We start from the raw sequence: 24,827 nt of genomic DNA, 5'->3' as shown, positions 1-24,827 counted from the left end.
GACCATGACACCTCGGCGATACTTCGAAAAGTTTGAATCATGAGCCAGCCGGCCCGGGCGACGACGATCGCCGAAACGGACACCTCGACCCGTCAGCGCATTCTGGCGGCCACCGCCGAGGTGCTCGGCCGCAACGGCAAGACCAAGCTCAGCCTCTCCGACGTCGCCACCCAGGCCGGGGTCTCCCGCCCGACGCTGTATCGCTGGTTCGCGTCCAAAGAGGAGCTGCTGTCGGCGTTTTCGAGCTATGAGCGCCAGATCTTCGAAAGTGGTCTGGTGAAGGCCACCGCCGGCCTGAAGGGCGTGGACAAGCTCGACGCCGTGCTGCGGTTCATCGTGGAGTACCAGCATTCGTACTCCGGTGTTCGCATGGTCGACGTCGAGCCCGAGCACACCATCGCCCAGTTCTCCTGGGTCATCCCGCAGATGCGCGAAGGCCTGCAGCGGCACATGCCCGGGCCCAACGCGGCGGTGAAGGCGGCGACGGTGATCCGGATTGCGATTTCGCACTACATCGTGCGAAGCGACGACGCCGATCAGTTCCTGGCGCAGTTGCGGCACGCGGTGGGAATCAAGGCCAGCTGACTCGCTCAGTGTTGGCGGCGACCAAACGTCCGCCGGTAACCGAGTTGTCGATCTCGATACTGATTACTCGCTGCGCTTGTCAACTCGGCTGAACTCGACGGATAAGATTGCTAATCCCGCAATCCCGCACACCCGACGACCCGTGCTGGCTTGGGATAGAACTTCTCGCCGATCGAACCGGTCCGGTCGTCATCGCTGCTACCCGCACCAGCTTCAGAGAGCTTGACGTCGACGAAGCGATCGAGCGCATCCGAGTTGGGCGCGATCGCCGACCTCGCATACCCGCGAGTCGCCTGGACAAGAACCCCGCCTGTTCTGAGTCCGCGCGGGCCAAGCTCTTGGGGGATTTTCACGAGCCGCCAATCGGGGCGCTGGTGCGGCGAACCTGGCGCGCCACGTGGACCAGTTAATCTTCGCTCAATCCGTGGGCTCTGCTGCCAGGTCGACTGACGGTACGTCACCTCTGCCAATCCCAGCGCCAGGATCAACCTTGGTTGATTCCTGCGAGCGTGCAATAGGATTCGGTCCATACCGGTCAGATATACCAGCGCCTGCAATGCACGAACCCGCGCGGTCTGAGCCACATCGAGGAGACGTTGCGTGCGAATCAAATGCTTCCGTGTCCAGAATTTTCGACGGCTCAAGGATGTTCTAATCCACCTTGACCCGCGGCAAACGATTTTCGTCGGCGCGAACAACAGCGGTAAGACGTCGGCGACCCATCTGTTCCACATGTTCCTCTGTCAGCACTCCCCTTTTCAAATCTACGACTTCTCCGCCGATTGCTGGGATCAATTCAGTTCCTTCAGTCCCGCTACTGGTAATGCCGACACCGAATTGCCACAGATCACGTTCGACCTCTGGTTCGACGTCGACAGCGACAACGTCCATCGCGCGCTGGACATCCTTCCGAACCTGGACTGGGCCGGCGAGCCGGTCGGGGTTCGGATGGTCTACGCGCCGCGCGACGGGTCGCGACTAGTCGCCAACTACGTCGAGGCCCGAACGAAAGCCGAGCAGGAAATCGCCGACATCAAGGACAGCGCTTACAAGCCTTGGCCGCAGACGATGTTGGACTACATGCGAAGACGGCTGGCCGACGAATACGAAATCAAATACTTCAAACTTGACGCCAACCGATGCAACGCCGACTTCCTGCCCGATGACGGCTACCAGCCGTTTCCTATGGGCACTCAGGCCAGCGGTGCTGCGAAGGTGATGAATTCTATTGTCCGGGTGGACTTCCTCGACGCTCAGCGCCATCTGTCTGACATCGATTCACGCGGCCGAAGCGAAGACCTGTCGAAACGGCTGAGCCGCTTCTACAACCGCAACCTCCAAAAACTGGAAAACGATTTCGACGCCCTAGCCACAATCGCCGACTCCGAAGCAAAGCTGAACGCACATTTCGCCAAGGTCTTCAGCCCAACCCTCGACCGCCTCGGAGAGCTGGGCTATCCCGGAATTAGCAATCCCGGGTTGGTCCTCAAGGCATCCTTCGACGCGCGTGGCATCCTCAACACGAGCGCCAAGATCCACTACGCCCTGCCCGTGGAACAGGGCCTTCCGGCTATCGATGAAACGTTGCCCGATCAGTACAACGGGCTGGGCTTCAAGAACCTCATCTACATGGTCATCGAGGTCCTCGACTTCCATCAGGAGTGGGCCGACAAAGAGATAGACCGCGCGCCAATACATCTGGTGATGATCGAAGAACCAGAGGTGCATCTGCATGCCCAGCTGCAGCAGGTCTTCATCCGCAAGATCCTAGACATCCTGCCAAAACCTGAATCGGGCTTCCACACCCAGCTGGTTGTCACCACGCACTCACCCCACATCATCTACGAAAGCAACTTCACACCAATCCGCTACTTTGCCCGATCAGCACCACACGGCCTCCACCTCACCGACGTCAAAGATCTCTCGATCTTCTACGACAACGAAGAGATCCCAACCCGCGAATTCCTCCAGCAGTACATCAAACTCACGCACTGCGACCTTTTCTTCGCCGATGCGGCCACCCTGGTTGAAGGCAACGTCGAGCGACTTCTACTTCCCGCCATAATCCGACGATTCGTGCCTGCCCTGCGTTCGTGCCACCTGACAATATTGGAAGTCGGCGGAGCCTTCGCGCACTGCTTCGAGAAGCTGGCGCACTTCCTCGGGCTACCAACCCTGGTGATCACTGACCTCGACAGCTGCTCTCCGGCAGCAGCCGGCCAAGACCCTGACGAGCAAGCCGACCTCACCGACGACAGCGACGATTACGGCCCGGCCTGCATGGTCGACACGCCGGGTGCCGTTACATCAAATCAGACACTGCGGCAATGGCTTCCCAAGATGAACACGATCGCACAGCTGCTAAACGCCGATGAGGGCGCCAAATCGCCACCCAATCCTGACGGCTCGGCGGGCCTGGTGCGAGTCGCGTATCAGACTGCGGAATCAGTGTCCTGGCAGGGCGAGACCGAGGAACGGACCGGTCGAACATTGGAAGAAGCATTCGCGCTGCAGAACCTCGCGTGGACACAAAGCGACGCCGGCAAAGACCTGGGCCTCAAGATCGCCAATGCTGATCAGCTGCCGATTGCACAGTTGCACGTCAAGCTGTACAGCCGCGTGAGGCATTTCGACAAAACCCGCTTCGCCCTGAGCGTCATCGCCACACTGGAACCCACCTGGGTCGCGCCGGCCTACATCATCGACGGGCTGCAATGGTTGCGGGCCAAACTCGAGCTCCCGATCATCGACGGCATCGACAGCGACACGCAACCACCGGCGGCCGACCAATGAGCTCGCGCATCGACGCGCCGGACACCGCCGCCGACCGGCGAATCCGAGAGATACTCGATCTCGACAAACTAACCGGCTTCACCGTCGCGGCCGGTGCGGGTTCGGGCAAAACAACTTCGCTCGTCAAGGCCTTGGCGCACATCACCAAGACACGCGGCCCCACACTCCTGCAGCGGACCCAACGAGTCGCCTGCATCACCTACACCGAAGTCGCCGCCCAAGAAATCCACGCTGACCTCGACAACGATCCGCTGGCCACTGTCTCCACCATCCATAGCTTTCTGTGGGCGTTGGTAAAGCCGTTTCATGATGACATCGGCGCCTGGGTCTCGAAGCGAATCGACGATGAAATCGCAGCCCTGCAAGACAAACAGGCGAACTACACGTCTCGCACGCGCCCGCAGACCATTGAGAAGGATGCGGCTGACCTGGAACGCCGACGACACCAGCAGAGCGCAATCCCAGGCGTCTCGCACTGGCAATACGGAATCGGAAGTGATTACACGCGAGGCGTTCTCGGTCACACCGACATCATCAAAATGGTTCCAGAGATGATCCTCACGCGAAACCTTCTTGCTCAGCTGACGTTACGACAATTTCCATTCATCTTTGTCGACGAGAGCCAGGACACCTTTCCTGAAGTCGTCGAATGTTTGAAACATGTCTCGTCGTTAGCGTCCGGGACGATGTGCCTCGGGTTCTTCGGCGACCCGATGCAACAGATCTATACGCAGGGTGTGGGGGCCATCAGCCCCGAGCCGGGCTGGGGCGAAGTCAAAAAGCCCGAGAATTTCCGCTCGTCGAAACGCGTCCTTGCCTGCGTCAATGCCGTGCGCGCAGAGGGCGATGCACTGCAGCAGGTTCCCGGTCGCCCGGATGAGCAATCCGAAGGTCATGCTTACTGCTTCATCCTGCCCGCCGACGACAAGCGCAGCGAAAACCTCGATCGGGTCCGCAGCTGGCTCGACGAGCGCAGCCACACAGGGGCCTGGACACGCGCCGCCGGTGACGGCGGCGCGAAAGTGCTCATGATTGTCCACCGGATGGCCGCTCGCCGTCTCGGTTTCGACGGCCTGTACGCGGCCTTCAACGACCACGGATCCGGCAGCCTCTCGGAGGCATTCACCGAAGGCACCGCGTGGCCACTTACGCCATTTCGCACCGTCATCCTTCCGCTCTGCCTAGCCGCGGGACCGGGATCCCCGACCGTGCTGGCCGCCCTCCGAAATGAGAGCCCACCGATTCGTGAAGCACGGACATCAGGTGGGCTTCAGACCGCGCTCAGTACAGCCCGATCGGCGGTAGCCGAACTGCAAAGCCTCGCTGGCGATCCAGCGCAGGTGACGCTTGGACAGCTCCTCAGGCTCGCGGTGGCGCAACAACTTTTCGAACCCGATCCCCGCTACAGCGTTTACCTGGACCCCGACGGTGAGCACAGCGACGTGGTTCTCGACGAGAAAACACGCACAGTGCTCGATGTGATGAGCCAGTGCACCCTCTCAGAACTCACCGGTTACTACACCTACATCGATCAGGAATCGCCCTACTCGACGCAGCATGGCTCTAAAGGCGCGGAATTCGATCGAGTTGTGGTCGTCCTCGACGACGACGAGGGCAAATTCAGTCAATACTCCTACGACAAGCTGTTCGGACTCAAGCCTCTCTCCGCCACCGACCTCGAAAATCAATCTCAGGGCAAGGATTCGGCTATCGAACGAACCCGGCGTCTGTTATACGTCTGTATCTCCCGAGCGAAGGAGTCGCTGGCGATCGTACTGTTTGCACACGATGCTGCGAGCGCCGTCGATGCGGTGCGCAACGCGCCTATCGGCGCATATGTCGACATCGTGACGCCAGAGGTGCTTTTGGGCTGAGTCTCATGCACGCCGGCGATGACCCGATTTCGTCGATCCTGCTGAGTGGCGGTCGGCCGAGCGTAAATAAGCATCTCTGCAGCTGCTGCAGGAGGCGGCCAAAGAACACACAGGAGCGCATTCGACAGGATTCCCGTGTGATCGTGCGAGTTGCACTATCGACACTGGAGTTGCCGGACAAGAAGGACGAGCCGATTCGCTCATAAAGCGTCCAGAGTACCGCTCGACCGCGCACAATTTGAGTGAGTTGCGAGCCGGACCGGGCCCCGAAGGCTGCAACCAAGCGTCTGCCTCGCCGGAAATGTCCGAGGCAATGCTGGGCGCATCCCGGGACGTCTGCAGTGACGGTCACAAATAGTCTGAGGAGCGCCGTGAAGTATCCCGAGAATCCGCCGCTGAAATGCGACATCGTAATGAAGGGCGGAATCACCAGCGGTGTGATCTATCCCCGCGCTATCTGCGAACTCGCGAAGAGCTACCGACTGGCTTCGGTCGGCGGGTCCTCGGCAGGCGCCATCGCCGCCGCAGGCGCCGCTGCCGCTGAATTCGGCCGCATCACAGGCGGATTCGAGATACTTGAAGAGCTCCCGGCTGCGATAACAGAGAAATCACCGGCTGGCGACTCGGTCCTATTCCGCTTATTCCAACCGACGAAACGCGCGTATCCCTTGTACCGGGCCCTTACCGCCGGAATGAGCAAACGGGCCAAGGCGCCGCGCATCATTGGAGCACTGTTGGTCGGATTCTGGTTGCCGGCATTGGGCGGCGCGTCCCCCGGGATCCTGCTTATCCTTCTCAGCCGTTTTGGCCATGGACCTGCGGTGTGGGCCGCGGGAGCGGGCGGTTTGGTGGTGGCAGTGGTGGGCGCCGCCGTGTGTGTTGCCTGGGCGGCCCTCGCACGGCTCGCCGGCGCCGCCAGCGCGGGATTCGGCTTGTGCACCGGGATGCCGGGTGTGGGCGCGAAGGGTGCGGTGGCGCTCGCACCGTTTCTGCACCAACAATTTCAAACCATGTCAGGTCAGCCCAACGGAAAAGTGCTGACGTTCGGTGACCTTCGGGCCAAGGACATCGACCTGCGCGTGATGACCACTAACCTTACTCGTCGCCAGCCAATGCCGATGCCGTGGGCAACGAAGGAATACTTCTTCGAGCCAGCCGAGATGCGCGCGCTATTTCCTGAGGACGTGGTGCAGTGGATGGAGGACCATCCACCCCCGCTCACACCGGGGCCGGACGGAAAACCGCCGTCCGACATAGTCACTCGCGCACAGAAACTGCTTCGAGCGCAAGCCGGGTCCAAGCGGCCTTGGCCGGCGCCGGACGACGTACCGGTGATCGTGGCGACCCGGATGAGTCTCAGCTTTCCGCTGCTGATTACCGCCGTCGCCCTCTACGCGGTGGACTACTCACTCGTCGCCAACCAGAAGGCGTCGGCCGCTGCCCAAAAGTGGCTGCGCGATAACCCCAACCGGCCCGCGGCTGAGGGCGCACGCGACTTATCCGATATTCCCCTTATCTTTGACCGGAACTGGTTCTCCGACGGCGGCATCTGCGCCAACCTGCCAGTGCACTTCTTCGATACTCCGTTGCCCGGACGCCCGACATACGCCATCGACCTCGAGGAGTTCCCACCCGACCGTACGAAGAGCAAACACGAGCCCGACAACTGCTATCTGCCCACAAACAATGGGGAGGGCTTACTGCGACCGTGGACGAGGCTCCAAACCTCGAGCGCGACAACCGTGGCCGGGATTAAGGCACTTGGGTCGTTCCTGTCTCAGATTGTGAATACCGCTCGCGGCTGGCTGGACGCCGCGCAACTGGTGACGCCCGGCTACCGCGACCGCGTGGTCACGGTCTACCACGACAACACCGAGGGCGGCATGAACCTGACGATGCCTGCCGAAGTCGTCACAGAGCTCGCCGACCGCGGCCAGGCCGCCGCCGCCAAACTCGTCCAAAAGTTCGTAGGTACGGTGGGAGACAAGCCCGAGGGATGGGGCTGGAACAACCAGCGGTGGATCCGATTCCGGACGTCCACGGCCGGGCTGAACACATGGCTGGCGAAGTTTAACGAGAACTACCATGCAGCCGCTTCGGGAGCTGCACTGCCTTACGCAGATCTCGCCGGCCTTAATGCGTCCGCTCCGTTACCATCCTATCCCCCCGGTGACCGCGCGGCGGTCAACAACCTGACAAGCAGCCTGCTGGATCTCGCGACGGCTTGGGGACCTAACAACGCGCTATCAGTAGATCCGCCCAAACCGCCGCCCCAGTTGCGCCTGATGCCGGACGACGGAGCCGACCGAAACCCCCTGGCTTCGCCGACTCCCGAGCCATAAACACCTGGCTCCGCATAGGAGGAAATTTCATAGGAGACATCGATCGCCGTAGCAAATGCCGTTTACGGGGGGCCAGATCGGGGTGCATTCGGTGACTGCACCGCGTTTCGGTTCGTGCTCGCCTAATCGAAAAGCACTGCGGCATTGAGGAACCCGGTCGGATCCAGCGCCTCTTTGAGGGTCCGCATCGCGGCGATGTCGGCGGGCTCGCGTGACATGGCGAGGTAGGGCCGTTTGCGGGTGCCCACACCGTGTTCGGAGCTGACGTTGCCCCCGCACCGCGCGATGAGGTCCATCATCGGCTCGTAGAGTGTGCGTTCGCGATCGGCCGGGCAGCGCAACACATTCAGATGCAGGTTCCCCTCGCCGATGTGGCCGAACAGTACCGGCAGCGCGTCGGGGGCATGCGTGTGAACCAAATCGACTGCGTGCCTTTCGAATTCGCTGATCGCCGACAACGGCAGCGAGACATCGAACTTCAGCGGCGGCCCGTACACTCCCAGCACCTCGGCCAGTGATTCGCGGACCTGCCACAACCGTTGCTGCGCAGCAACATCCACGCCAACTGCGGGATCGGCGCGCATCGGCACGTCGTCGAGCAGCTCGGCGAGTCGCTCGGTCTGGTCGTGATCGGCGGCCAATTCCACCAGCAGCAGCCAGTCGCCGGCGACCGGGGCGCCGACGCCGCGATGCTCCTGGGTCAGCGCGGCCGCCCGCCCGTCGATCAACTCCAGGGCCGCGATGCCGTCCACATCGCGGAAAGTGCGCCCGGCGGCCACCAGCGCGTCGAGGTCGGCGAACCCGCAGATCGCCGTCACCCGGTGCGACGGGGTGGCGTGCAGCCGCAGGTCCAGCTCGGTGATGACGCCCAGCGTGCCCTCGGCCCCCACGAACAACGCCGGAAGGTCGTATCCGGTGTTGTCCCGGCGCACCCGGCTGTGCCGGCGCAACAGCGCGCCGTCGGGCAGGGCCACCTGCACGCCGACCACCTGCTCGCCCATGTTGCCGTAGCGGACGGTGCGCAGACCGCCGGCATTCGTCGACGCCATGCCGCCGACGGTCGCGGTGTCGCGGGCAGCCAGATCCACACCGAACACCAAACCGGCCGCGCCCGCGGCACGCTGCACCGCGGCCAGGGTGGTTCCGGCACCGACCTCGATGCGGCGTTCGACGGTGTCGACGTCAGCCATGGCGTGCAGCCGCTCGGTGGACAACAACACGTCGTCGTGTTCGGGGACGGTGCCGGCCACCAGCGAGGTCCGGCCGCCCTGCACCGTCACGTGCGCCCCGGCATCCCGGCACACCCGCAGCACTTCGGCGACCTGCTCGGCCGTGCCGGGCCGCACCAGCGCGCTCGCCTTGCCCCGGTAGCGGCCGGTGTGGTCGACGCTGCGCGCCGCCAGCACGTCGGGGTCGGTGACGACGTGGTTCGATCCGACCAGGTTCGCCAGGCTGCGCAGCATGCTCGCGGTTATAGCACCGCCCTAGAACTCCTTGTGATTCACGTCGGTGACCAGGCCGCCGTCCATCACGTACTCGCTGCCGGTGGAGTAGGACGACTCGTCGCTGGCCAGGAACAGGATGAAGGTCGCGACTTCCCGAACCTCTCCCGGACGCCCGAGCGGAATGGTCACCATGTCCTCGGGGAGGTGGGCGGTCATCGGGGTGCGGATGAAACCGGGGTGCACGGAGTTGACCCGGATGTTGTGCGGCGCCAGCTCCAAGGCCGCCGACTTCGCCAGGCCGCGCACGCCCCACTTGGACGCGACGTAGGGGTGCACCATGGGCGCACCGCGCAGGCCCTCGATGGACGACACATTGATGATCGAGCCGCCGCCGGCCGCCATCATCGGCTCGACCGCCGCCCGCATGCCCAGGAACGTCCCGGTCAGGTTGACGTCAATCACCTTTTGCCACTTGGCCAGATCGAAACTCTTCAGCGCGCCGAGCGCGACGGTGCCGGCGTTGTTGACCAGCACGTTGAGTTTGCCGAATTCGCCGATCGCGGTGGCGACGGCGGCGTCCCACTGGTCGGGCTGGGTGACGTCGAGGTGCACGTAGCGCGCGGAGTCGCCGATCTCGTCGGCCAGCGCCTTGCCCTGGTCGTCCAGGATGTCGCCGATAACAACCTTGGCGCCTTCCTCGACCAGCAGGCGCGCGTCTTCGGCTCCCATACCGCCGGCGCCACCACTGATGATCGCTACCTTGCCGTCTACCCGACCCACACGGGTCTCCTTTCGTTATAGGTGGTCACCAAAGTGCTCGGTGCGTAAAGGCCTTTGCCGGTTACCAGCGGTAAATCGAGCGTGCTCCGAATGCCCGGCGGCGCCGCGATCACCGCGGGGATGGCATTGACGATGCGGCCCGCGGCGCCCGCGATCGCCGCGTGGTTGTGGTCGCCCTTGCGGCTGCTGGGAATGATGTCGACCGCATACGATGGCTCGCCGGTGATCTCGACACGGTACGAGCCGTCGCCCGCGGCCGGCTGGGGCAGGTCGGGGCGCAGGTCCGGCCGCAACCGGGTGACGTGCTCGATGACGATGGCGGGATGCCCCTTGACCATGCCGCGAATCTCGAACTGCAGCACGGCCACGGTGCCCTTGGCCACGTGGCCGACCGCGATGTCGAAATCCTCGGGAGCGGGCTCGCGCTGGTATGACTCGGTGATCTCGTCGACCTCGAGGCCGAGACCGGCGGCCAGCTGACGGATCGCCGTGCCCCAGGCGATGCTGAGGATGCCGGGTTGCAGCAGCATCGGGATTTCGTCCATGGGCCTGGCGAATCCCATGTAGTGCATGACTTCCGCGCCGTCGTAACTGGCATAGTCGTGAATCTCCATGCAGCGCACCTGCTCGATGCGCTGACAGGTGCCGGCGAGCGCGAACGGGATCAGGTCGTTGGCGAATCCCGGGTCGACGCCGCTGATGAAGATGCTCGAATTGCCTTGCTTGGCAGCGTCTTCCACGCGGTCGATGTACTTGTCGGGCATCACGCCCCACGGATATTGCAGCAGCCCCGGCGACGACCCGACGACGTTGATGCCGGCGGACAGGATGCGCATGACGTCGGCCATCGCTTCGGGCAGCCGGGTGTCGCCCATCGCGCAGTAGACGACGCACTCGGGCTTGGCGGCGATGATGGCGTCCAGGTCGTTGACGGCCGCGACGCCCGTGACCACACCCGTGTCAAGGCCGACGCCGCACAGCTCGCCCGCGTCCCTGCCCACTTTCTCGGGCGTAGAGACGCAGACCCCGGTCAGCTCGAACTGCGGGTTGGTGATGAGTTCGGCGAGGGCCAGCCCTCCGACATTTCCGGTACCGACGTGCGCGACTCGGATCGCCATGAGAGTCTCCGTCCCTCGAACCTGGACAACTTTTCTAGACAGTAGTCCATAAATTTTGGGGAGCATACCTGCGGGACGGGCAGCGGTCCGCGGGGCAGAATCAATCGCTGATGACGCAACGCGAAGACCTTCGGTTCCCGTCCGGCGACGACCTGATCAGCGCCTGGCTCTACCGGCCCCCGGGCGGTGGACCCGCCCCGCTGCTGGTGATGGCGCACGGCCTGGGAGCGGTGCGGACTATGCGGCTGGACGCCTATGCCGAGCGTTTCAGCGCGGCCGGGTACGCCTGCCTGGTGTTCGACTACCGCAACTTCGGCGACAGCGACGGCCGGCCGCGGCAAGTCCTCGACGTCGGCATGCAGCTCGCCGACTGGGCCGCGGCCGTCGCCTACGCCCGCACCGTCCCGGGGATCGACCCCGACCGAATCGGGTTGTGGGGCACTTCTTTTGCCGGCGGCCACGTGATCGCCACGGCGGCCCGGCTGCCGGGCATCGCCGCGGCCGTCGCCCAGTGTCCCTTCACCGACGGCCTCGCGTCGGCACGCACCATCACCAACCCGTTGATCGTCGCGCGCATCACCGCCCGAGCGGTGCGCGACCTGCTTGCACGCCGGCGGGGCAGGCCGCCGGTGATGGTCGCGACCGTCGGCAAGCCCGGCGAGGTCGCGTTGATGAACACGCCCGACGCGTATGCGGGCTACCTGCGGCTGGTGCCCGAGGGGGTCGAACTACCCAATGAGGTCGCCGCCCGAATCGCGTTGCAGGTCTTCACCTATCGCCCAGGTCGCGCCACGCCCAAAATCGCCTGCCCGATCCTGTTCTGCGTGTGCGAAGCCGACTCGGTGGCCCCCGCGGCGGCGACGCTGCGCCACGCGGCGAAAGCCCCCCGCGGCGAGGTCAAGCTGTATCCCGAGGGCCATTTCGCGATCTATGTCGACGACGCCTTCGACCGTGTGGTCGCCGACCAGCTCGCGTTCCTCGATAAGCACCTGAAAGGTGCGCGCGCCTAGGGTCCCAGCGGTGAGGTCGTGCGGATGCCTTCGTCGCGGATCAGCCCACGCAGCAGTGCGGTGCTGAATTCGGCGGCGATCTCCTTGGCCGAGCGCCGTCCGCTGGGCCGCAGCCAGCGGTAGCTGCCCAGCGTCATGCCGATGTAGCCCAGCGCCAGCACATGTGAGTCGCACTGGTAGAACTCACCGTTGGCGATCCCGCGGTCGATCAGGCCGTGCACGTGGTGGTAGACCTGAGCCTCCTTCTCGCGGACCTCGGCGACCTGCTCACTGGTGAACCATTCGGTGATGTACGGCTGCTCCTGGAAGTACACCGCGGCACGCTCCGGGTCGCTGGCGATGCCCGTGAGCAGCCGGACGGTGTACTGGTAGAGCGCCTCGCGCGCCGTCCAGGACGGGTCGTCGTGCACGGCGGCCAGCGTGCCCTCGGCGGCCTGCCGATAGATGTCGAACAGGATCAGCGACTTGCTGGCGTAATAGTGATAGACGGTCGCCTTGTTCAGACCGATCACGTCGGCCACATCGTCCATCCGGGTGCCGTGATAGCCGCGCGCCGCAAACAGCTTGGTGGCAACCGCCAGCAACTCTTCGCGCCGGGTCAGCCCATTCGGGGTGATGCTGTCGGTGGGCATCTGTTCTCACTATCGTCGGTATGGCCAGGCCAGGGCCGGTTCGGCCCAGAATAGCTATCAATCAACTGGTTGGACAGTTTATGCAAAACGCCGGGTGTCACGTGGCGCGTATGCGACTAGACTCCTCATTGAACGAGATGAGTCGAGAGGTGGGGCCGATGGATCCGAGTCCGGATTACGACGGAAGCGACGAGATCGAGTTCTTCATGCGATACCTGACCTGGGGCTTGCGTGGGGTCACCGACGGGAACGGATACCCGCCGCCGGCATACCCGCCCGTCTAAACTCCCAGCGCACAAGACGCCTTTGGGCGTACCTGAATTGCTCGACTACAGCGCTTTGAGCTCCTCGGCGACCTCGGTCACCGATTTCTTCGCGTCACCGAACAGCATGCTGGTGCCCTCGCCGTAGAACAACGGGTTGTCGATGCCGGCGAAGCCGGAGTTCATCGACCGCTTGAGCACAATTACCGACTTGGCCTTGTCCACGTTGAGAATCGGCATGCCATAGATCGGGCTGGACGCGTCGTTGCGGGCCGCCGGGTTGGTGACATCGTTGGCGCCGATGACGATCGCAACGTCGGTGCGGGCGAATTCGTCGTTGATGTCGTCCATGTCCTTCATGGCGTCGTAGTCGACCTCGGCCTCGGCCAGCAACACGTTCATGTGCCCGGGCATCCGGCCCGCCACCGGGTGGATCGCGTACTTGACCTCCACGCCCTTGTCCTCCAGCAGGGCCGCCATGTCCTTGACGGCGTGCTGAGCCTGCGCGACGGCCAGGCCGTAGCCGGGCACCACGATCACCTGGTTGGCGTAGGCCATCTGGATCGCGGCGTCGGCGGCCGAGGTGGCCTTGACGGTCTTGTCACCGCCGTCACCGCCGCTGGGGGCGACCCCCCCACCGCCGAAGCCGCCGGCAACGATCGCCGGGATGGAACGGTTCATGGCCTTGGCCATCAGGTTGGTCAGGATCGAACCCGACGCGCCGACGATCATGCCCGCCACGATCATCGCGGTGTTGTTCAGCGCCAGACCCGCGGCCGCGGCCGAAAGCCCGGTCATCGCGTTCAGCAGCGAGATGACCACCGGCATGTCGGCGCCGCCGATGGGCAGCACCACCATCAGACCCAGCACACCCGCGGCGGCGAGCAGCCCGATCATCCACCACAGTGATGCTCCGGCTGTCCCGCCGGGAGGGCCGGGATGGGCGTGCAGACCGATGACCACCGCGGCGACCACGGCGGCCGCCAGCAGCAGCAAGTTGATCAGTTGCTGGGCCTTGCCTAAGCCGATCGGCTTGCCGGGGATGATCTCTTGCAACTTGCCGAACGCGATGATCGATCCCCAGAACGAGATCGACCCGATGATCGCGGCGAACAACGAGGCCACCACGATGTGCACGGTCGGGGATTCACCGTGCTGGAAGGCCGAAAAGCCTTTGGTATCCATGAATTCCGCAAGCGCGATCAGCGCGACCGTGCCACCGCCCACGCCGTTGAAGAACGCCACCAACTGCGGCATGGCGGTCATTTTGGTGTAGCGGGCCGGCGGGACACCGAGCACGACGCCCACCACCAGGCCGGCGATGATCAGGATCCATTGGTCGGTGTGGCGGATCTTGATCAGCGTCGCAGCCACCGCCAGCGCCATTCCCACCGCGGCGATCAGGTTGCCCCGCACCGCCGTCTTGGGTCCGGTCAGGCCCATCAAGCCATAGATGAAGAGGGCGAAGGAAATGATGTACAGGCCGATTACCAAGTAGTTCATTTGGCCGCCGGCTCCTCAATCTTCGCGGGCACGGGCTTCTTTTTGCCCTTGAACATGCCCAGCATCCGGTCGGTGACGATGAAGCCGCCGATGACGTTCAGCGTGCCGAACACCACCGCGACGAACAGGATGATCTGCACCGCCAGCGAGGGGTGCTCAACCGAGCCGAACACCACCAGCGCGCCCAGCACCACGATGCCGTGGATGGCGTTGGTGCCCGACATCAGTGGGGTGTGCAGCGTGTTGGGCACCTTGGAAATGACTGCGAACCCGACGAATCCGGAGAGCACCAGGATCGCCAGGTTGGCCAAGAGTTCGTCGTACATCTAGGAATCCTTCCCGGGAGTCTGGCGCGTCACGCATGACTCGGCGACGACCTGGTCGTCGAAGTCGGGGGCCAGCTTGCCGTCGGTGAGCAGCAAGTCCAGCAGTGCGGTGATGTTCTTGCTGTAGAGCTCGCTGGCGTGCTCGGGCATGGTCGCCGGCAGGTTCAGGGGCGACGCGATGGTGACGTCGTGCTTGACGACCGTCTGGCCGGGCTCGGTGAGCTCGCAGTTTCCCCCGGTCTCTCCGGCCAGGTCCACCACCACGCTGCCGGGCTTCATCGCTTCCACCGCCGCCGCGGTGACCAGACGCGGCGCCGGGCGGCCCGGCACCAACGCCGTGGTGATCACGACGTCGAATCCGCTGATCGCCTTTTCCAGGGACTTCTGTTGCTGGGCGCGCTCCTCGTCGGTGAGCTCACGCGCGTAGCCGCCCTCGCCGGACGCGTCGATGCCGATGTCGAGCCACTGGGCGCCCACCGAGCGCACCTGGTCGGCCACCTCGGGGCGGACGTCGTAGCCCGTGGTGCGTGCGCCCAGCCGCTTGGCGGTGGCCAGCGCCTGCAGACCGGCCACCCCGACGCCGAGCACCAGCACGGTGGCCGGCTTCACGGTGCCGGCCGCCGTCGTCAGCATCGGGAAGAACCGGGTCGACTCCGAAGCCGCCAGCAGCACGGCCTTGTAACCGGCCACGTTGCCTTGTGACGACAGCGCATCCATCGCCTGGGCCCGCGAGATCCGCGGAATGGCCTCCAGCGCGAACGCCTGCACACCCGCCTGCTTCAACGCGTCGATCGAGTTGTCGGCGTTGCGCGGCGCGAGGAAACCGATCAGCGTCTGACCGCTGCGCAACTTGGCGACCTCGGCCTGCGTCGGCGGCGCCACCTTAACCACCACATCGGCGGCCCACGCGTCCCCGATGCCGGCCCCGGCCTCGGTGTAGAGCGCGTCGGGCAGCAGGGCCCGCTCGCCCGCACCGGACTCGACCACTACCGCCACGCCGCTGCCCACCAGCGACGCCACCGCCTTCGGCACCAGCGCGACCCGCCGCTCGTCGGCGCCGGATTCGGCGACCACTCCTACCGTCGTCTGCGCATTTGTCATGGCGCGTACATCTACTTTCCGTACTTTCTCGTACTGTCCCTGCCGATGGACGTGGCGCCGGCTCGGCCGCGCGCTTCGCTACCTTAACCAGGTTTCACCATGGACGTGTGATCGGCTCTGGGCCGCCCGAGGCCGGGATACCCCGGCCGCGGTCGATCGACCCCGGTCGATGGTTCGCCCCCGCGAGGCGATGCAGTAGCGCCCGCGCCGTTGTGACGTCACAAGACACCGTTGTTGCGCCAAGTTCGATTGCGCGACTCCTCCGCACCCGGCTACGCCGGCCGCATCGTCACCACGCCAAGTTCGATTGCGCGACTACCACAACGGGATGTCGTGGCCGTGTTCGGATTCCGGACGGGGCCCGAAGTAGCGCCGCTGCGATTGCTCGATCGGCACGTCGTTGATGCTCGCCTCGCGGCGCGCCATCAGCCCCGACTCGGTGAACTCCCACAGCTCGTTGCCGTAGCTGCGGTACCACTGGCCGGACTGGTCGCGGCACTCGTACTGGAACCGCACCGCGATGCGGTTGTCGTGGAAGTCCCAAAGGCTCTTGCGCAGCGAGTAATCGAGTTCGCGCTGCCACTTGCGGGTCAAAAACGCCACGATCTCATCGCGGCCCACGACGTGTTCGCCGCGATTGCGCCACTGCGAGTCGACCGTGTAAGCCAGGCTGACGCGTCGGGGATCGCAGGTATTCCAGGCATCCTCGGCCGCCTGCACCTTCTGGATCGCGGTTTCCCGGGTGAACGGCGGGAACGGGGGGCGGGCTTGCGAGCTGTCGGTCATGATGTCCATGGTGCGCGCAGCGCGGCCGGCAACTTGAGCCCACACCGGGTGTCTTCACCGTCGATTCAGCGTCGCGCCGGCGACCGGAAACTCGCCCGACTCGACACGTGTCCTATGGTGACGGGCATGGACTTCGCGATGTCGGCCAAGGCCAGCGACTACCACAAGCGGCTGTCCGAATTCATGACCGAGTATGTGTTTGCGGCCGAGGCCGATTACGACAAGTTCCGTCACGAAGCCGGTCCGCACGACCACACCGTGCCACCGGTTGTCGAGGAGCTGAAAACCCAGGCGAAAAAACAGGGCCTGTGGAACCTCTTCCTGCCGGCCGAGTCGGGCCTGACCAATCTGGAATACGCGCCGCTGGCCGAGATCACCGGCTGGAGCCTGGAGATCGCCCCCGAGGCGCTCAACTGCGCGGCGCCCGACACCGGCAACATGGAGACCCTGCACCTGTTCGCCACCGAGGAGCAGCGCAAGCAATGGCTCGAGCCGTTGCTCAATGGCGAGATCCGCAGCGCCTTTTCGATGACCGAGCCCGCGGTGGCCAGCAGCGACGCGCGCAACATCGAGACCTCGATCGTGCGCGACGGCGGCGACTACGTGATCAACGGGCGCAAGTGGTGGACTTCGGGGGCGGCCGACCCGCGCTGCAAGATTCTGATCGTGATGGGCCGCACCAACCCCGACGCGGCCAGCCACCAACAGCAGTCGATGGTGCTGGTGCCGATGGACACCCCGGGCGTGACGGTGGTGCGCTCCACGCCGGTGTTCGGCTGGCAGGACCAGCACGGGCACTGCGAGATCACTTACGAAAACGTGCGGGTGCCGGTCACCAATCTGCTCGGCGAGGAGGGCGGCGGCTTCGCCATCGCGCAGGCCCGGCTGGGCCCGGGCCGCATCCACCACTGCATGCGCGCGCTCGGTGGTGCCGAACGCGCGCTGGCCCTGATGTCCGACCGGGCCTCCAAGCGGATCGCGTTCGGCCGTCCGCTGGCCGAGCAGGGTGTGGTGCGAGAGTCAATCGCCAAGTCTCGCAACGAAATCGACCAGGCGCGGCTGCTGTGCGAGAAGGCGGCGTGGACCATCGACCAACACGGCAACAAAGCCGCGCATCTACTGGTCTCCCAAATCAAGGCGGTGGCGCCGCGGGTGGCGTGCGACGTCATCGACCGTGCCATTCAGGTGCACGGCGCCGCCGGTGTCAGCGACGACACGGTGCTGGCCCGTCTCTACGGCTGGCATCGCGCCATGCGGATCTTCGACGGCCCGGACGAGGTGCACATGCGGACCATCGCGCGCGCCGAGCTCGGCAAGGAGAAATCCGCGCTCGCCGCGGCGGTCACCGCGCATGACTGAGGCTCTGCGAGAACTGTCCGGCGCGTGGAACTTTCGTGATGTCGCCGACGGCGCATCCGGGTTGCGGCCGGGGCGGTTGTTCCGTTCCGGCGAACTGAGCGGGCTCGACGACGAGGGCCGGGCGACCTTGACCCGGCTGGGCATCACCGACGTCGCCGACCTGCGCGCGACCCGGGAGGTTGCCCGGCGCGGCCCGGGATTGGTTCCCGACGGCGTCGAGGTGCACCTGCTGCCCTTCCCGGATCTGGGCGAACAGGAGGCCGGGACCGACGATCAGGCCCCACACGAGCACGCCTTCCAGCGGCTGCTGACCGGCGAGGGTGCCGACGAATCGGAGCAGTCTGTCAACGCAGCCGCCAGCCGCTACATGATCGACGAATACCGGCAATTCCCAACACGAAACGGGGCGCAGCGGGCCCTGCACCGGGTCATCTCGCTGCTGGCCGCCGGGCGCCCGGTGCTGACGCACTGCTTTGCGGGCAAGGACCGCACCGGCTTCGTGGTGGCGACGGTGCTCGAAGCGATCGGTGTCGATCGCGACATCATCGTCGCCGACTTCCTGCGCAGCAATGACGCCGCTCCGCAATTGCGGGCACAGATCTCGGCGATGATCGCCCAGCGTCAGGACACCGAATTGACCCCAGAGGTGGTCACCTGGACCGAGGCGCGGCTATCCGACGGCGTGCTCGGGGTCCGGGAGGAGTACCTGGCCACCGCCCGTCAAACGATCGACGAGGAATTCGGGTCGTTGGACGCCTACCTGCGCGACGCGGGTGTCAGCGAGGCGGACGTGGAACGCCTGCGCGGCGAGTTGCTCGCCTGACTCGCTGACCACCCGGTCGCACGGGCTTACCCCAGCTTGAAATCGGCCTGCTTTGCCGCGGACAGGTCGGTGATCTCGCCCCACTGCGAGGCGATGTCCTCCACCGTCGGCGGCGTGTCGTAGTTGACGCCCTCGTTCTGGAACAGCGCGACGCGCTGCACCTTGCCGCCGCCGACCACGAAAACCGAAGCGCTGTTGGGGTTTTCCTCGGTGCACAGGTAGGCCACCACGGGTGCGACGTATTCGGGCGTCAGCTTCTCGAGCACCTCCTTGGGCAGGATGTCTTCGGTCATCCGGGTTGCCGCGATGGGGGCGACCGCGTTGGCGTGGATGTTGTACTTCGCACCCTCCAGCGCCAGGCTGTTGATCAGGCCGACCAGGCCGAGTTTGGCTGCGCCGTAGTTGGTCTGGCCGAAGTTGCCGAACAGCCCGCTCGTAGAGGTGGCGACCACGACACGGCCGTAGCTCTGCTCACGGAAGTGCGGCCAGGCCGCGCGGATGACGTTGTAGCCGCCGTAGAGGTGCACCTTGAGCACGGCGTCCCAGTTCTCGAAGGACATCTTGTGGAAGGTGCCGTCGCGCAGAATGCCGGCGTTGCTGACCACGCCGTGCACGGCGCCGAATTCGTCGAGTGCGGTTTTGATGATGTTCTCGGCGCCCTCGGGCTCGGCGACGCTGTCGTAGTTGGCGGCCGCCCGCCCGCCGGCGTCCTTGATCTCCTTCACCACCTCGTCGGCCATGTTGTGGCCGGCGCCGGTGCCGTCGCGCGAACCGCCGAGGTCGTTGACGACGACGCTGGCGCCCTCCTTGGCGAGGGTCAGGGCGTACTCACGGCCCAGTCCTCCACCGGCTCCGGTGACGATGATGACGCGATCCTGCACTCCGGGCATAAGTTTCCTCTCTGCTGTGAAAAAGTTTGCCTGGCAACGGTTTCAGTGAAGCCAGGTGTCAGAACATCCTGCGGGCCATCTTGAAGGCCCGCTCGGTGTACGGAGGGTAGATGAAGCTCGACAGGTCGGGCCGAGTGGGTTTGGTCAGCACCGACTTGCGGTGGCTGAACTCCTCGAATCCGTATTTGCCGTGGTAGGCACCCATTCCCGATGCGCCGACCCCACCGAACGGCAGCTTGGCCGTGGACACCTGGAAGGCGATGTGGTTGACCAGCATGCCGCCGGCCGGCACCTCCTTGATCACCCGCTCGCGGGTCTCACGCCGCTTGGTGAACAGGTAGGCCGACAAGGGCTTGGGCCGCGAGTTCACGAAACGTATTGCCTCGTCCAGGTTTTTGACGGTGACCACCGGCAGGACCGGACCGAAGATCTCGTTCTGCATCAGCGGGCCGTTTGGGTCGGGGTCGACCACGACGGCGGGCTGGATACGTAGGTTCGTGGCGTCGCAGGCTCCGCCGACGGTGACCTTGCCGTCGTCTCCGGACAGGTAACCACTGATCCGGTCGAATTGGCGCTGATTGATCACCCGCATGCCGTTCGGCTTGTCGGAGGCGAATTTCGTGATGGCGGCACCGATCTTGTCGACCAGCTCGTCGCGGATCGTGACGTCCGCCAGGACGTAATCGGGTGCGACGCAGGTCTGCCCGGCGTTGAGCAGTTTCATCCAGGCGATCCGCTTGGCCGCCACCTCCACGTCGGCGTCGGCCGCAACGATGACCGGGCTTTTGCCGCCGAGTTCCAGGGTGCAGGGGGTCAGGTGCGGTGCCGCACCCTCGTAGACCTTGCGGCCGATCTCGGTGCCGCCGGTGAACAGCACGCGGTCCAGACCCTGCGCGATGAGTTCCTGGCTTGTCGCGCCGTCACCCTCGACCACCGTAATGGCGTCGTTGTCAAGATATTTCGGCACCAGCTCGGCCATCAAGTGTGCGGACGCCGCGGCGATTTCCGAGGGCTTGAGGATGACGGCGTTTCCCGCGGCGATCGCTCCGACGGCGGGACCCAGCGTCAGGTAGAAGGGGTAATTCCAGGCGCCGATGATCAGCACGGTGCCGTAGGGCTCGTACTGCACCCAGCCGCGCCCGGGTAGTTGCGGTATCTCTAGCAGTTGATACTTGCGCCGCGTCCACTTCCGCACCTTCTTGGCCGCGTACTTGGCTTCACCGGCGGTGGTGGCGATGTCGGCGATATAGGCCTCAAAGGGGCTGCGATCCAGGTCTTCGGCAAGGGCGGCGGCGATCGCGGCCTCGTTCTCCTCCATCAGCTTCACCAGTTGCAGCAGCTGCCGCTTGCGCCATTCGACGTCGCGGGTACGTCCGGTGGCGAAGGTCTGACGAAGCCGGGCAACGGTGGCGGGGATGTCGCCCGGTGCGGTCCCGTTGGTGGAGTCCTTGGAGAGCGATGTCTTCGATGCAACCGATTCGGTGGTCATCATTGTCCTTCCCGAGCAGAGTCCCGCTGCATGGCGGCCGCTCATCGGTGATAACCGCGATACTAACCATCCGGTTGGGGGAGCAGTAGGAAGGATCCGGCCAACTGCGGTCTCGACGCGTCGGATCGCCGCGGACCCAAGCGTAGATGCGTGGCTACTTCACGCAGGGGACGTTCGCCGCGCTCATCTGGCTGAGGTCCGTCGGCGCCGGAGCGCGGTCGCCGGTGCCGGTGGCGGCGACGGCACTCACCTGCCCGGACCCGGACGGGTCGGTCGTTGCACCGGGATGGGCGAGATAGTCCGCTGCGGGAAACCGCGTTCCCACGGTCAGTCGCACCGTGCCGGCGGCCACGGTGCCGTTCGCCGTCGCCGGCACGTGCAGTTGATCGGCCAGCACCTGCGCGCCCGGGTCGGCCCCGGGGCCGTAGTCGATGATGCTGTCGTCGGCCGGGACCGCCGCGGTGGTGGCGCTGCCGCGCGTAAAGCCGCGGCCCGCGAAGGCCTCCTCCAGGGCGGCCGCGAGTCCGTCACGCGAGGTGGCGTTGACGACGTCGAGAATCGCGGGTTCGGCCAGTGGGGGCGGTGGCTGCGTGGTCGGTGACGCGGCCTCGAGCGCGGCAGGTGTGTCCGACATGAAGCGCTGATTGACGATGCGCCGGATGGTCGGAAGGTCGACCTGGTTGATGTCGGAGCCGTTGGCGTCTTTGCCGAAGCCAGAGATCGGCAGGGTGTACAGCGACAGCGGCCGCTCGCTCAGTTGCGAGGCCCGCGAGGCGAATTCCATGATGTCCAGGCCGTCGTCGACGGCGACGTTGTCGCGGGCGACCTGCAGCAGTTTGCGCAGGCCGCTCACGCTGGACAGCACACCACCGTTGCGGGCCGCCTTGACCAAGGCCACCAGGAACGCCTGCTGTCGTCGCGTCCGGTCGAAATCGGTGAAGGAGCCATCGTTTTCATCGCGCCGCTGCCGCACGAAGGCCATCGCATCCGCGGCATCGATGCGCTGAACCCCTTGGCGGAAGTCGGCACCCGAATAGCTGTCCCGCGTATCGGCATTGAGACACACGGTGATCGGCTCGACGGCCTTGGCTATCTGGAAGAACGCGCCCAGCGTGACCTCGACGAAGTGGTCGACCGAGATCCCCAGAAAGTCGTTGACGGCGCTGATTTCGGCCTTGCGGCCGGCCTCGCGGGCAGCCTGCTCGCGGGCCACCAAATTGGTGGCGCCCGCCCCGCCCGAATTCCCGGCCGCCTGCGAATTCAGCGACTGCTGATACGCCAGCCCGTACGCCTGTTTGATCTTGCCGGCGCAGACCGACCCCGGGCACCCCGGTAACTCCGCGTAGTCGTCGCGCGGGATCGATATCGCGGTGACCGGTCCGTCGCCGTCCGAAATATGCACGACGATAAGGACATTGGCGTTGTAGCCGCCCGAGCTTTCGTCACCGGCGTGCAGCGCCTCATAGATCTCTTGCGGCAGGGGCTGACCGTTCTGGTCCAACCGGCTGTCCAAGCCCATCAGCAGAATGTTCTGGTTGCCGTCCAGCGTCGTCGACGCATTCGGTAGTGCGTGGGAAATGATGATCTTGCCCAGGGCGGTGTGGTAGCCCGCCCATCCGACACCGGTGATGGCCATGACGAACGCCGAAGCGATACTGGCGACCAATCGGCCTTTCAACAACACCCAGCGGTGCGATTGATCGGATCCACCGCTGCCCATAATGAGTGCTCATTGTTCCCGATGACCTGGCGAATTCCCGGTAACCGCAACCGCGAGCCAACGGTGAACGTGCGACGGGCCTAGGACGCCGGGCGTACTGCGGCGTGGGTACTCAGGGCTTGCTTGCCGTCACGAAGCTGTTTGCGAACGGCCGGTCTTCCGGTCCCGGGGCACGGCCAAGTCGCAGTCCCTCGTCACGCGCACTCACCGTCGTGGTGGTCCAGCCATGCGCGGTGAACCACTCGGCGCAGTCCGGCCGGCCTTCATCAGCGAACCAGAGGTCAAAGGGGTTGAACGAAGTGTCCAGGCCACGGGCTTCGCGCTTGGCCCGCCGTTCCTGCCACTTCTGCTCGGCCTCGCGGCGCTTCTGGGCGTCGATCCCGAAGTTCTCGACGGCCACCCTGCTGCCCGATCCGCTCAGCCCGTCGATCGAGGCGAACAGGGCTTCCTGCGCCGAGGCCGGCAGGAACGGCAGCAGCCCCTCGGCGAGCCACGCCGTCGGCTGACCGGCGTCGAAACCGGCGGCGCGCAACGCCTTTGGCCAGTCATGGCGCAGGTCGACGGGCACCGGACGCCGATCGGCGTTGGGTGTGGCGCCGTGGTTGGTGAGTGTCTCGCCCTTGTACTCGAGCACCTTCGGCAGATCGATCTCGTACACGACGGTGCCCGCCGGCCAGTCCAGGCGGTAGGCACGTGAATCGAGGCCGGCGGCCACGATCACGGCCTGGCGGATACCCGCGCCCGCGGCGTCGGTGAAGTACGCATCGAAAAAGTGGGTGCGCACCGCCTGGTAGTTGATCATGTGACGGGCGTCGGGGGCGTCATCCTCGGGGTCGTCGTCCGGCTCGCCCGCCCACCACGCGGCGACCTGCTCACGGACCCCCTCGAGTGCGGGCGTGGACACCAGCGGCTCGGCGAACTGATCCCGGATGAGCGGATCGGCGCTGGCTGTTTCGGCGGCACGGGCCAGCGCGACCATCACCGCGGTCGCCCCGACACTGGTGGCGATATCCCAGGAGTCGTCCGTGGTGCGTGCCATTACAACCGTTCGGCGACGACGAAGTCGGAGAATGCGTCCTTGTCGTCGGCCAGCGGGACGTTCTCGATCCAGCGGCCCAACCGGCGCATCGCGGCGGTGGAGTGCTCGGCCGTGGCGCGCCAGCCGTGTTCGTTGAGCCAGTCGGTGACGTCGGCGCGGTGGTCGTCGCGGTACATCAGCTCGCCGACGTCGACGGTCTGCTCCATGCCGATCTCGTCGGCCACCTTCTTGAACCGCTCCCGCATCTGCTGACGCCGCTCTTCGGCGTGATTGGGTGCGGTTTCCGCCGAGACGCGGCTCCCGGCCGGGCTCAGCTCGCCGATCAGCGTGAACAACCGGTCCTGAGCCTCAGCCGGCAGGTACATCAGTAAGCCCTCGGCCAGCCACGCGGTGCGCTGCGTCGGGTCGAAGCCCGCGGCACGCAGCGCGGCCGGCCAGTCCTGACGCAGGTCGATGGCGACTTCGCGGCGATCGGCCGACGGCGTCACCCCGTTCTCGGCCAGCGTGGTCGATTTGTAGGCCAGCACCTCGGGCTGATCGATCTCATAGACCGTGGTGCCGGCGGGCCAGTCCAGCCGGTAGGCGCGGGAGTCCAGCCCGGACGCCAGGATCACGATCTGGCGGATCCCGGCGGCGACGGCGTCGGTGAAGAAGGTGTCGAAGAAGTGCGTCCGAACCGCTTGGTAGCCGCGCATGTGGTGCAGGTGCGCCGCGGAGTCTTCGTCGAGGGCTTCGACCTTTGCCGCGACCTCCGGGTCGAGCATGGCCTCCCACAGGACGCCGGCGCCGGCGTTGCTGACCAGCAGCCGGGCGTACGGATCACGGATCAGCGGGTCAGGCCCTTCGGTCTCGACGGCGCGCGCGGCGGCCACCATCACCGCGGTGGTGCCGACGCTGCTCTTGATGTCCCAGGTGTCGTCGTGGGTGCGCAGTGAACTCATGTCGTTGC

General features: G+C 65.2%; 21 protein-coding genes. 8 read left to right on the top strand and 13 right to left on the bottom strand.

All coding sequences use genetic code 11. The features are described 5' to 3' along the window. Nucleotides 1–39: 39 nt before the first annotated feature. The 4 genes from A5782_RS22520 to A5782_RS22505 all read left to right on the top strand — a co-directional run bounded on the left by A5782_RS22520 (nt 40) and on the right by A5782_RS22505 (nt 7,594). Nucleotides 40–585, top strand: coding sequence for a TetR/AcrR family transcriptional regulator (locus tag A5782_RS22520; protein WP_067104297.1), 546 nt, complete (start codon nt 40–42; stop codon nt 583–585). A 600-nt stretch (nt 586–1,185) separates the two neighbouring features. Beyond that, nucleotides 1,186–3,378, top strand: coding sequence for an ATP-dependent endonuclease (locus tag A5782_RS22515; RefSeq protein ID WP_067104296.1), 2,193 nt, complete (start codon nt 1,186–1,188; stop codon nt 3,376–3,378). Then, nucleotides 3,375–5,252, top strand: a complete 1,878-nt coding sequence (locus tag A5782_RS22510; protein ID WP_067104295.1) for a UvrD-helicase domain-containing protein — start codon at nt 3,375–3,377, stop codon at nt 5,250–5,252. Before A5782_RS22515 ends, A5782_RS22510 begins: the two co-directional genes overlap by 4 nt. 371 nt (nt 5,253–5,623) lie before the next feature. Continuing rightward, nucleotides 5,624–7,594, top strand: a complete 1,971-nt coding sequence (locus A5782_RS22505) for a patatin-like phospholipase family protein (protein WP_067104294.1) — start codon at nt 5,624–5,626, stop codon at nt 7,592–7,594. A 122-nt stretch (nt 7,595–7,716) separates the two neighbouring features. Here the strand turns inward: A5782_RS22505 and A5782_RS22500 are convergent, their stop codons facing one another. Genes A5782_RS22500 through A5782_RS22490 form a run of 3 tightly spaced genes read right to left on the bottom strand, consistent with a single transcriptional unit; the run spans nt 7,717 to nt 10,937 of the window. Continuing rightward, nucleotides 7,717–9,057: an FAD-binding oxidoreductase gene (locus A5782_RS22500; protein WP_067104293.1), complete on the bottom strand. Its 1,341-nt coding sequence runs from the start codon at nt 9,055–9,057 to the stop codon at nt 7,717–7,719. A 21-nt stretch (nt 9,058–9,078) separates the two neighbouring features. Continuing rightward, nucleotides 9,079–9,819 carry a glucose 1-dehydrogenase gene (locus A5782_RS22495; RefSeq protein WP_067104292.1) on the bottom strand — a complete coding sequence of 247 codons (741 nt, stop codon included), beginning with the start codon at nt 9,817–9,819 and terminating at the stop codon, nt 9,079–9,081. Continuing rightward, nucleotides 9,807–10,937: a diacylglycerol kinase gene (locus A5782_RS22490; protein ID WP_067104291.1), complete on the bottom strand. Its 1,131-nt coding sequence runs from the start codon at nt 10,935–10,937 to the stop codon at nt 9,807–9,809. The genes A5782_RS22495 and A5782_RS22490 overlap by 13 nt, the downstream gene beginning before the upstream one ends. Nucleotides 10,938–11,047: 110 nt before the next feature. On the opposite strand from A5782_RS22490, the gene A5782_RS22485 reads away from it, so the two are divergent. Next, nucleotides 11,048–11,947, top strand: coding sequence for an alpha/beta hydrolase (locus tag A5782_RS22485; RefSeq protein ID WP_067104290.1), 900 nt, complete (start codon nt 11,048–11,050; stop codon nt 11,945–11,947). Here A5782_RS22485 and A5782_RS22480 read toward each other — a convergent pair. Continuing rightward, the gene (locus A5782_RS22480; protein WP_067104289.1) at nt 11,944–12,579 is read right to left on the bottom strand and encodes a TetR/AcrR family transcriptional regulator; all 636 of its coding nucleotides are present in this window, start codon (nt 12,577–12,579) and stop codon (nt 11,944–11,946) included. The two genes, A5782_RS22485 and A5782_RS22480, sit on opposite strands and share 4 nt — an antisense overlap. A 158-nt stretch (nt 12,580–12,737) precedes the next feature. Here A5782_RS22480 and A5782_RS26320 point away from each other — a divergent pair, with 158 nt between their 5' ends. Next, nucleotides 12,738–12,863, top strand: a complete 126-nt coding sequence (locus tag A5782_RS26320) for a hypothetical protein (protein ID WP_003874194.1) — start codon at nt 12,738–12,740, stop codon at nt 12,861–12,863. Nucleotides 12,864–12,908: 45 nt separating this feature from the next. Here A5782_RS26320 and A5782_RS22475 read toward each other — a convergent pair whose 3' ends face one another. The 4 genes from A5782_RS22475 to A5782_RS22460 all read right to left on the bottom strand — a co-directional run bounded on the left by A5782_RS22475 (nt 12,909) and on the right by A5782_RS22460 (nt 16,558). Beyond that, nucleotides 12,909–14,345: an NAD(P)(+) transhydrogenase (Re/Si-specific) subunit beta gene (locus tag A5782_RS22475; protein WP_067104288.1), complete on the bottom strand. Its 1,437-nt coding sequence runs from the start codon at nt 14,343–14,345 to the stop codon at nt 12,909–12,911. Further along, nucleotides 14,342–14,671: an NAD(P) transhydrogenase subunit alpha gene (locus A5782_RS22470; protein WP_067104287.1), complete on the bottom strand. Its 330-nt coding sequence runs from the start codon at nt 14,669–14,671 to the stop codon at nt 14,342–14,344. Before A5782_RS22470 ends, A5782_RS22475 begins: the two co-directional genes overlap by 4 nt. Beyond that, nucleotides 14,672–15,772: a Re/Si-specific NAD(P)(+) transhydrogenase subunit alpha gene (locus A5782_RS22465; RefSeq protein ID WP_067104286.1), complete on the bottom strand. Its 1,101-nt coding sequence runs from the start codon at nt 15,770–15,772 to the stop codon at nt 14,672–14,674. 315 nt (nt 15,773–16,087) lie between these two features. Next, nucleotides 16,088–16,558: a nuclear transport factor 2 family protein gene (locus A5782_RS22460; protein ID WP_067104326.1), complete on the bottom strand. Its 471-nt coding sequence runs from the start codon at nt 16,556–16,558 to the stop codon at nt 16,088–16,090. A gap of 138 nt (nt 16,559–16,696) precedes the next feature. Here A5782_RS22460 and A5782_RS22455 point away from each other — a divergent pair, with 138 nt between their 5' ends. Together A5782_RS22455 and A5782_RS22450 are read left to right on the top strand one after the other, a co-directional pair. After that, nucleotides 16,697–17,917 carry an acyl-CoA dehydrogenase family protein gene (locus A5782_RS22455; protein ID WP_197694317.1) on the top strand — a complete coding sequence of 407 codons (1,221 nt, stop codon included), beginning with the start codon at nt 16,697–16,699 and terminating at the stop codon, nt 17,915–17,917. Further along, entirely contained in the window at nt 17,910–18,740 is an 831-nt protein-coding gene (locus tag A5782_RS22450) for a tyrosine-protein phosphatase (protein ID WP_067104284.1), read from the top strand. Before A5782_RS22455 ends, A5782_RS22450 begins: the two co-directional genes overlap by 8 nt. A 26-nt stretch (nt 18,741–18,766) precedes the next feature. Here A5782_RS22450 and A5782_RS22445 read toward each other — a convergent pair whose 3' ends face one another. The 5 genes from A5782_RS22445 to A5782_RS22425 all read right to left on the bottom strand — a co-directional run bounded on the left by A5782_RS22445 (nt 18,767) and on the right by A5782_RS22425 (nt 24,810). Further along, nucleotides 18,767–19,630: an SDR family oxidoreductase gene (locus A5782_RS22445; protein WP_067104283.1), complete on the bottom strand. Its 864-nt coding sequence runs from the start codon at nt 19,628–19,630 to the stop codon at nt 18,767–18,769. Nucleotides 19,631–19,688: 58 nt separating this feature from the next. After that, on the bottom strand, nt 19,689–21,122 hold the full coding sequence (locus A5782_RS22440) for an aldehyde dehydrogenase family protein (RefSeq protein WP_067104282.1): 1,434 nt from the start codon (nt 21,120–21,122) through the stop codon (nt 19,689–19,691). A 151-nt stretch (nt 21,123–21,273) separates the two neighbouring features. Continuing rightward, a complete protein-coding gene (locus tag A5782_RS22435; protein ID WP_067104281.1) occupies nt 21,274–22,839 on the bottom strand; it encodes an LCP family protein in 1,566 nt (521 codons plus the stop codon). A 112-nt stretch (nt 22,840–22,951) separates the two neighbouring features. Continuing rightward, complete coding sequence (locus A5782_RS22430) at nt 22,952–23,878, bottom strand: class I SAM-dependent methyltransferase (protein ID WP_067104280.1); 927 nt, start codon at nt 23,876–23,878, stop codon at nt 22,952–22,954. After that, complete coding sequence (locus A5782_RS22425) at nt 23,878–24,810, bottom strand: class I SAM-dependent methyltransferase (protein ID WP_197694316.1); 933 nt, start codon at nt 24,808–24,810, stop codon at nt 23,878–23,880. Before A5782_RS22425 ends, A5782_RS22430 begins: the two co-directional genes overlap by 1 nt. Nucleotides 24,811–24,827: the final 17 nt, after the last annotated feature.

Origin of the sequence: Mycobacterium sp. 852002-40037_SCH5390672 (assembly GCF_001665875.1) — a bacterium.
Lineage (GTDB): Bacteria > Actinomycetota > Actinomycetes > Mycobacteriales > Mycobacteriaceae > Mycobacterium.
Note: the sequence above shows the minus strand (reverse complement) of the source record. Positions and strands in the feature narration are given on the sequence as shown.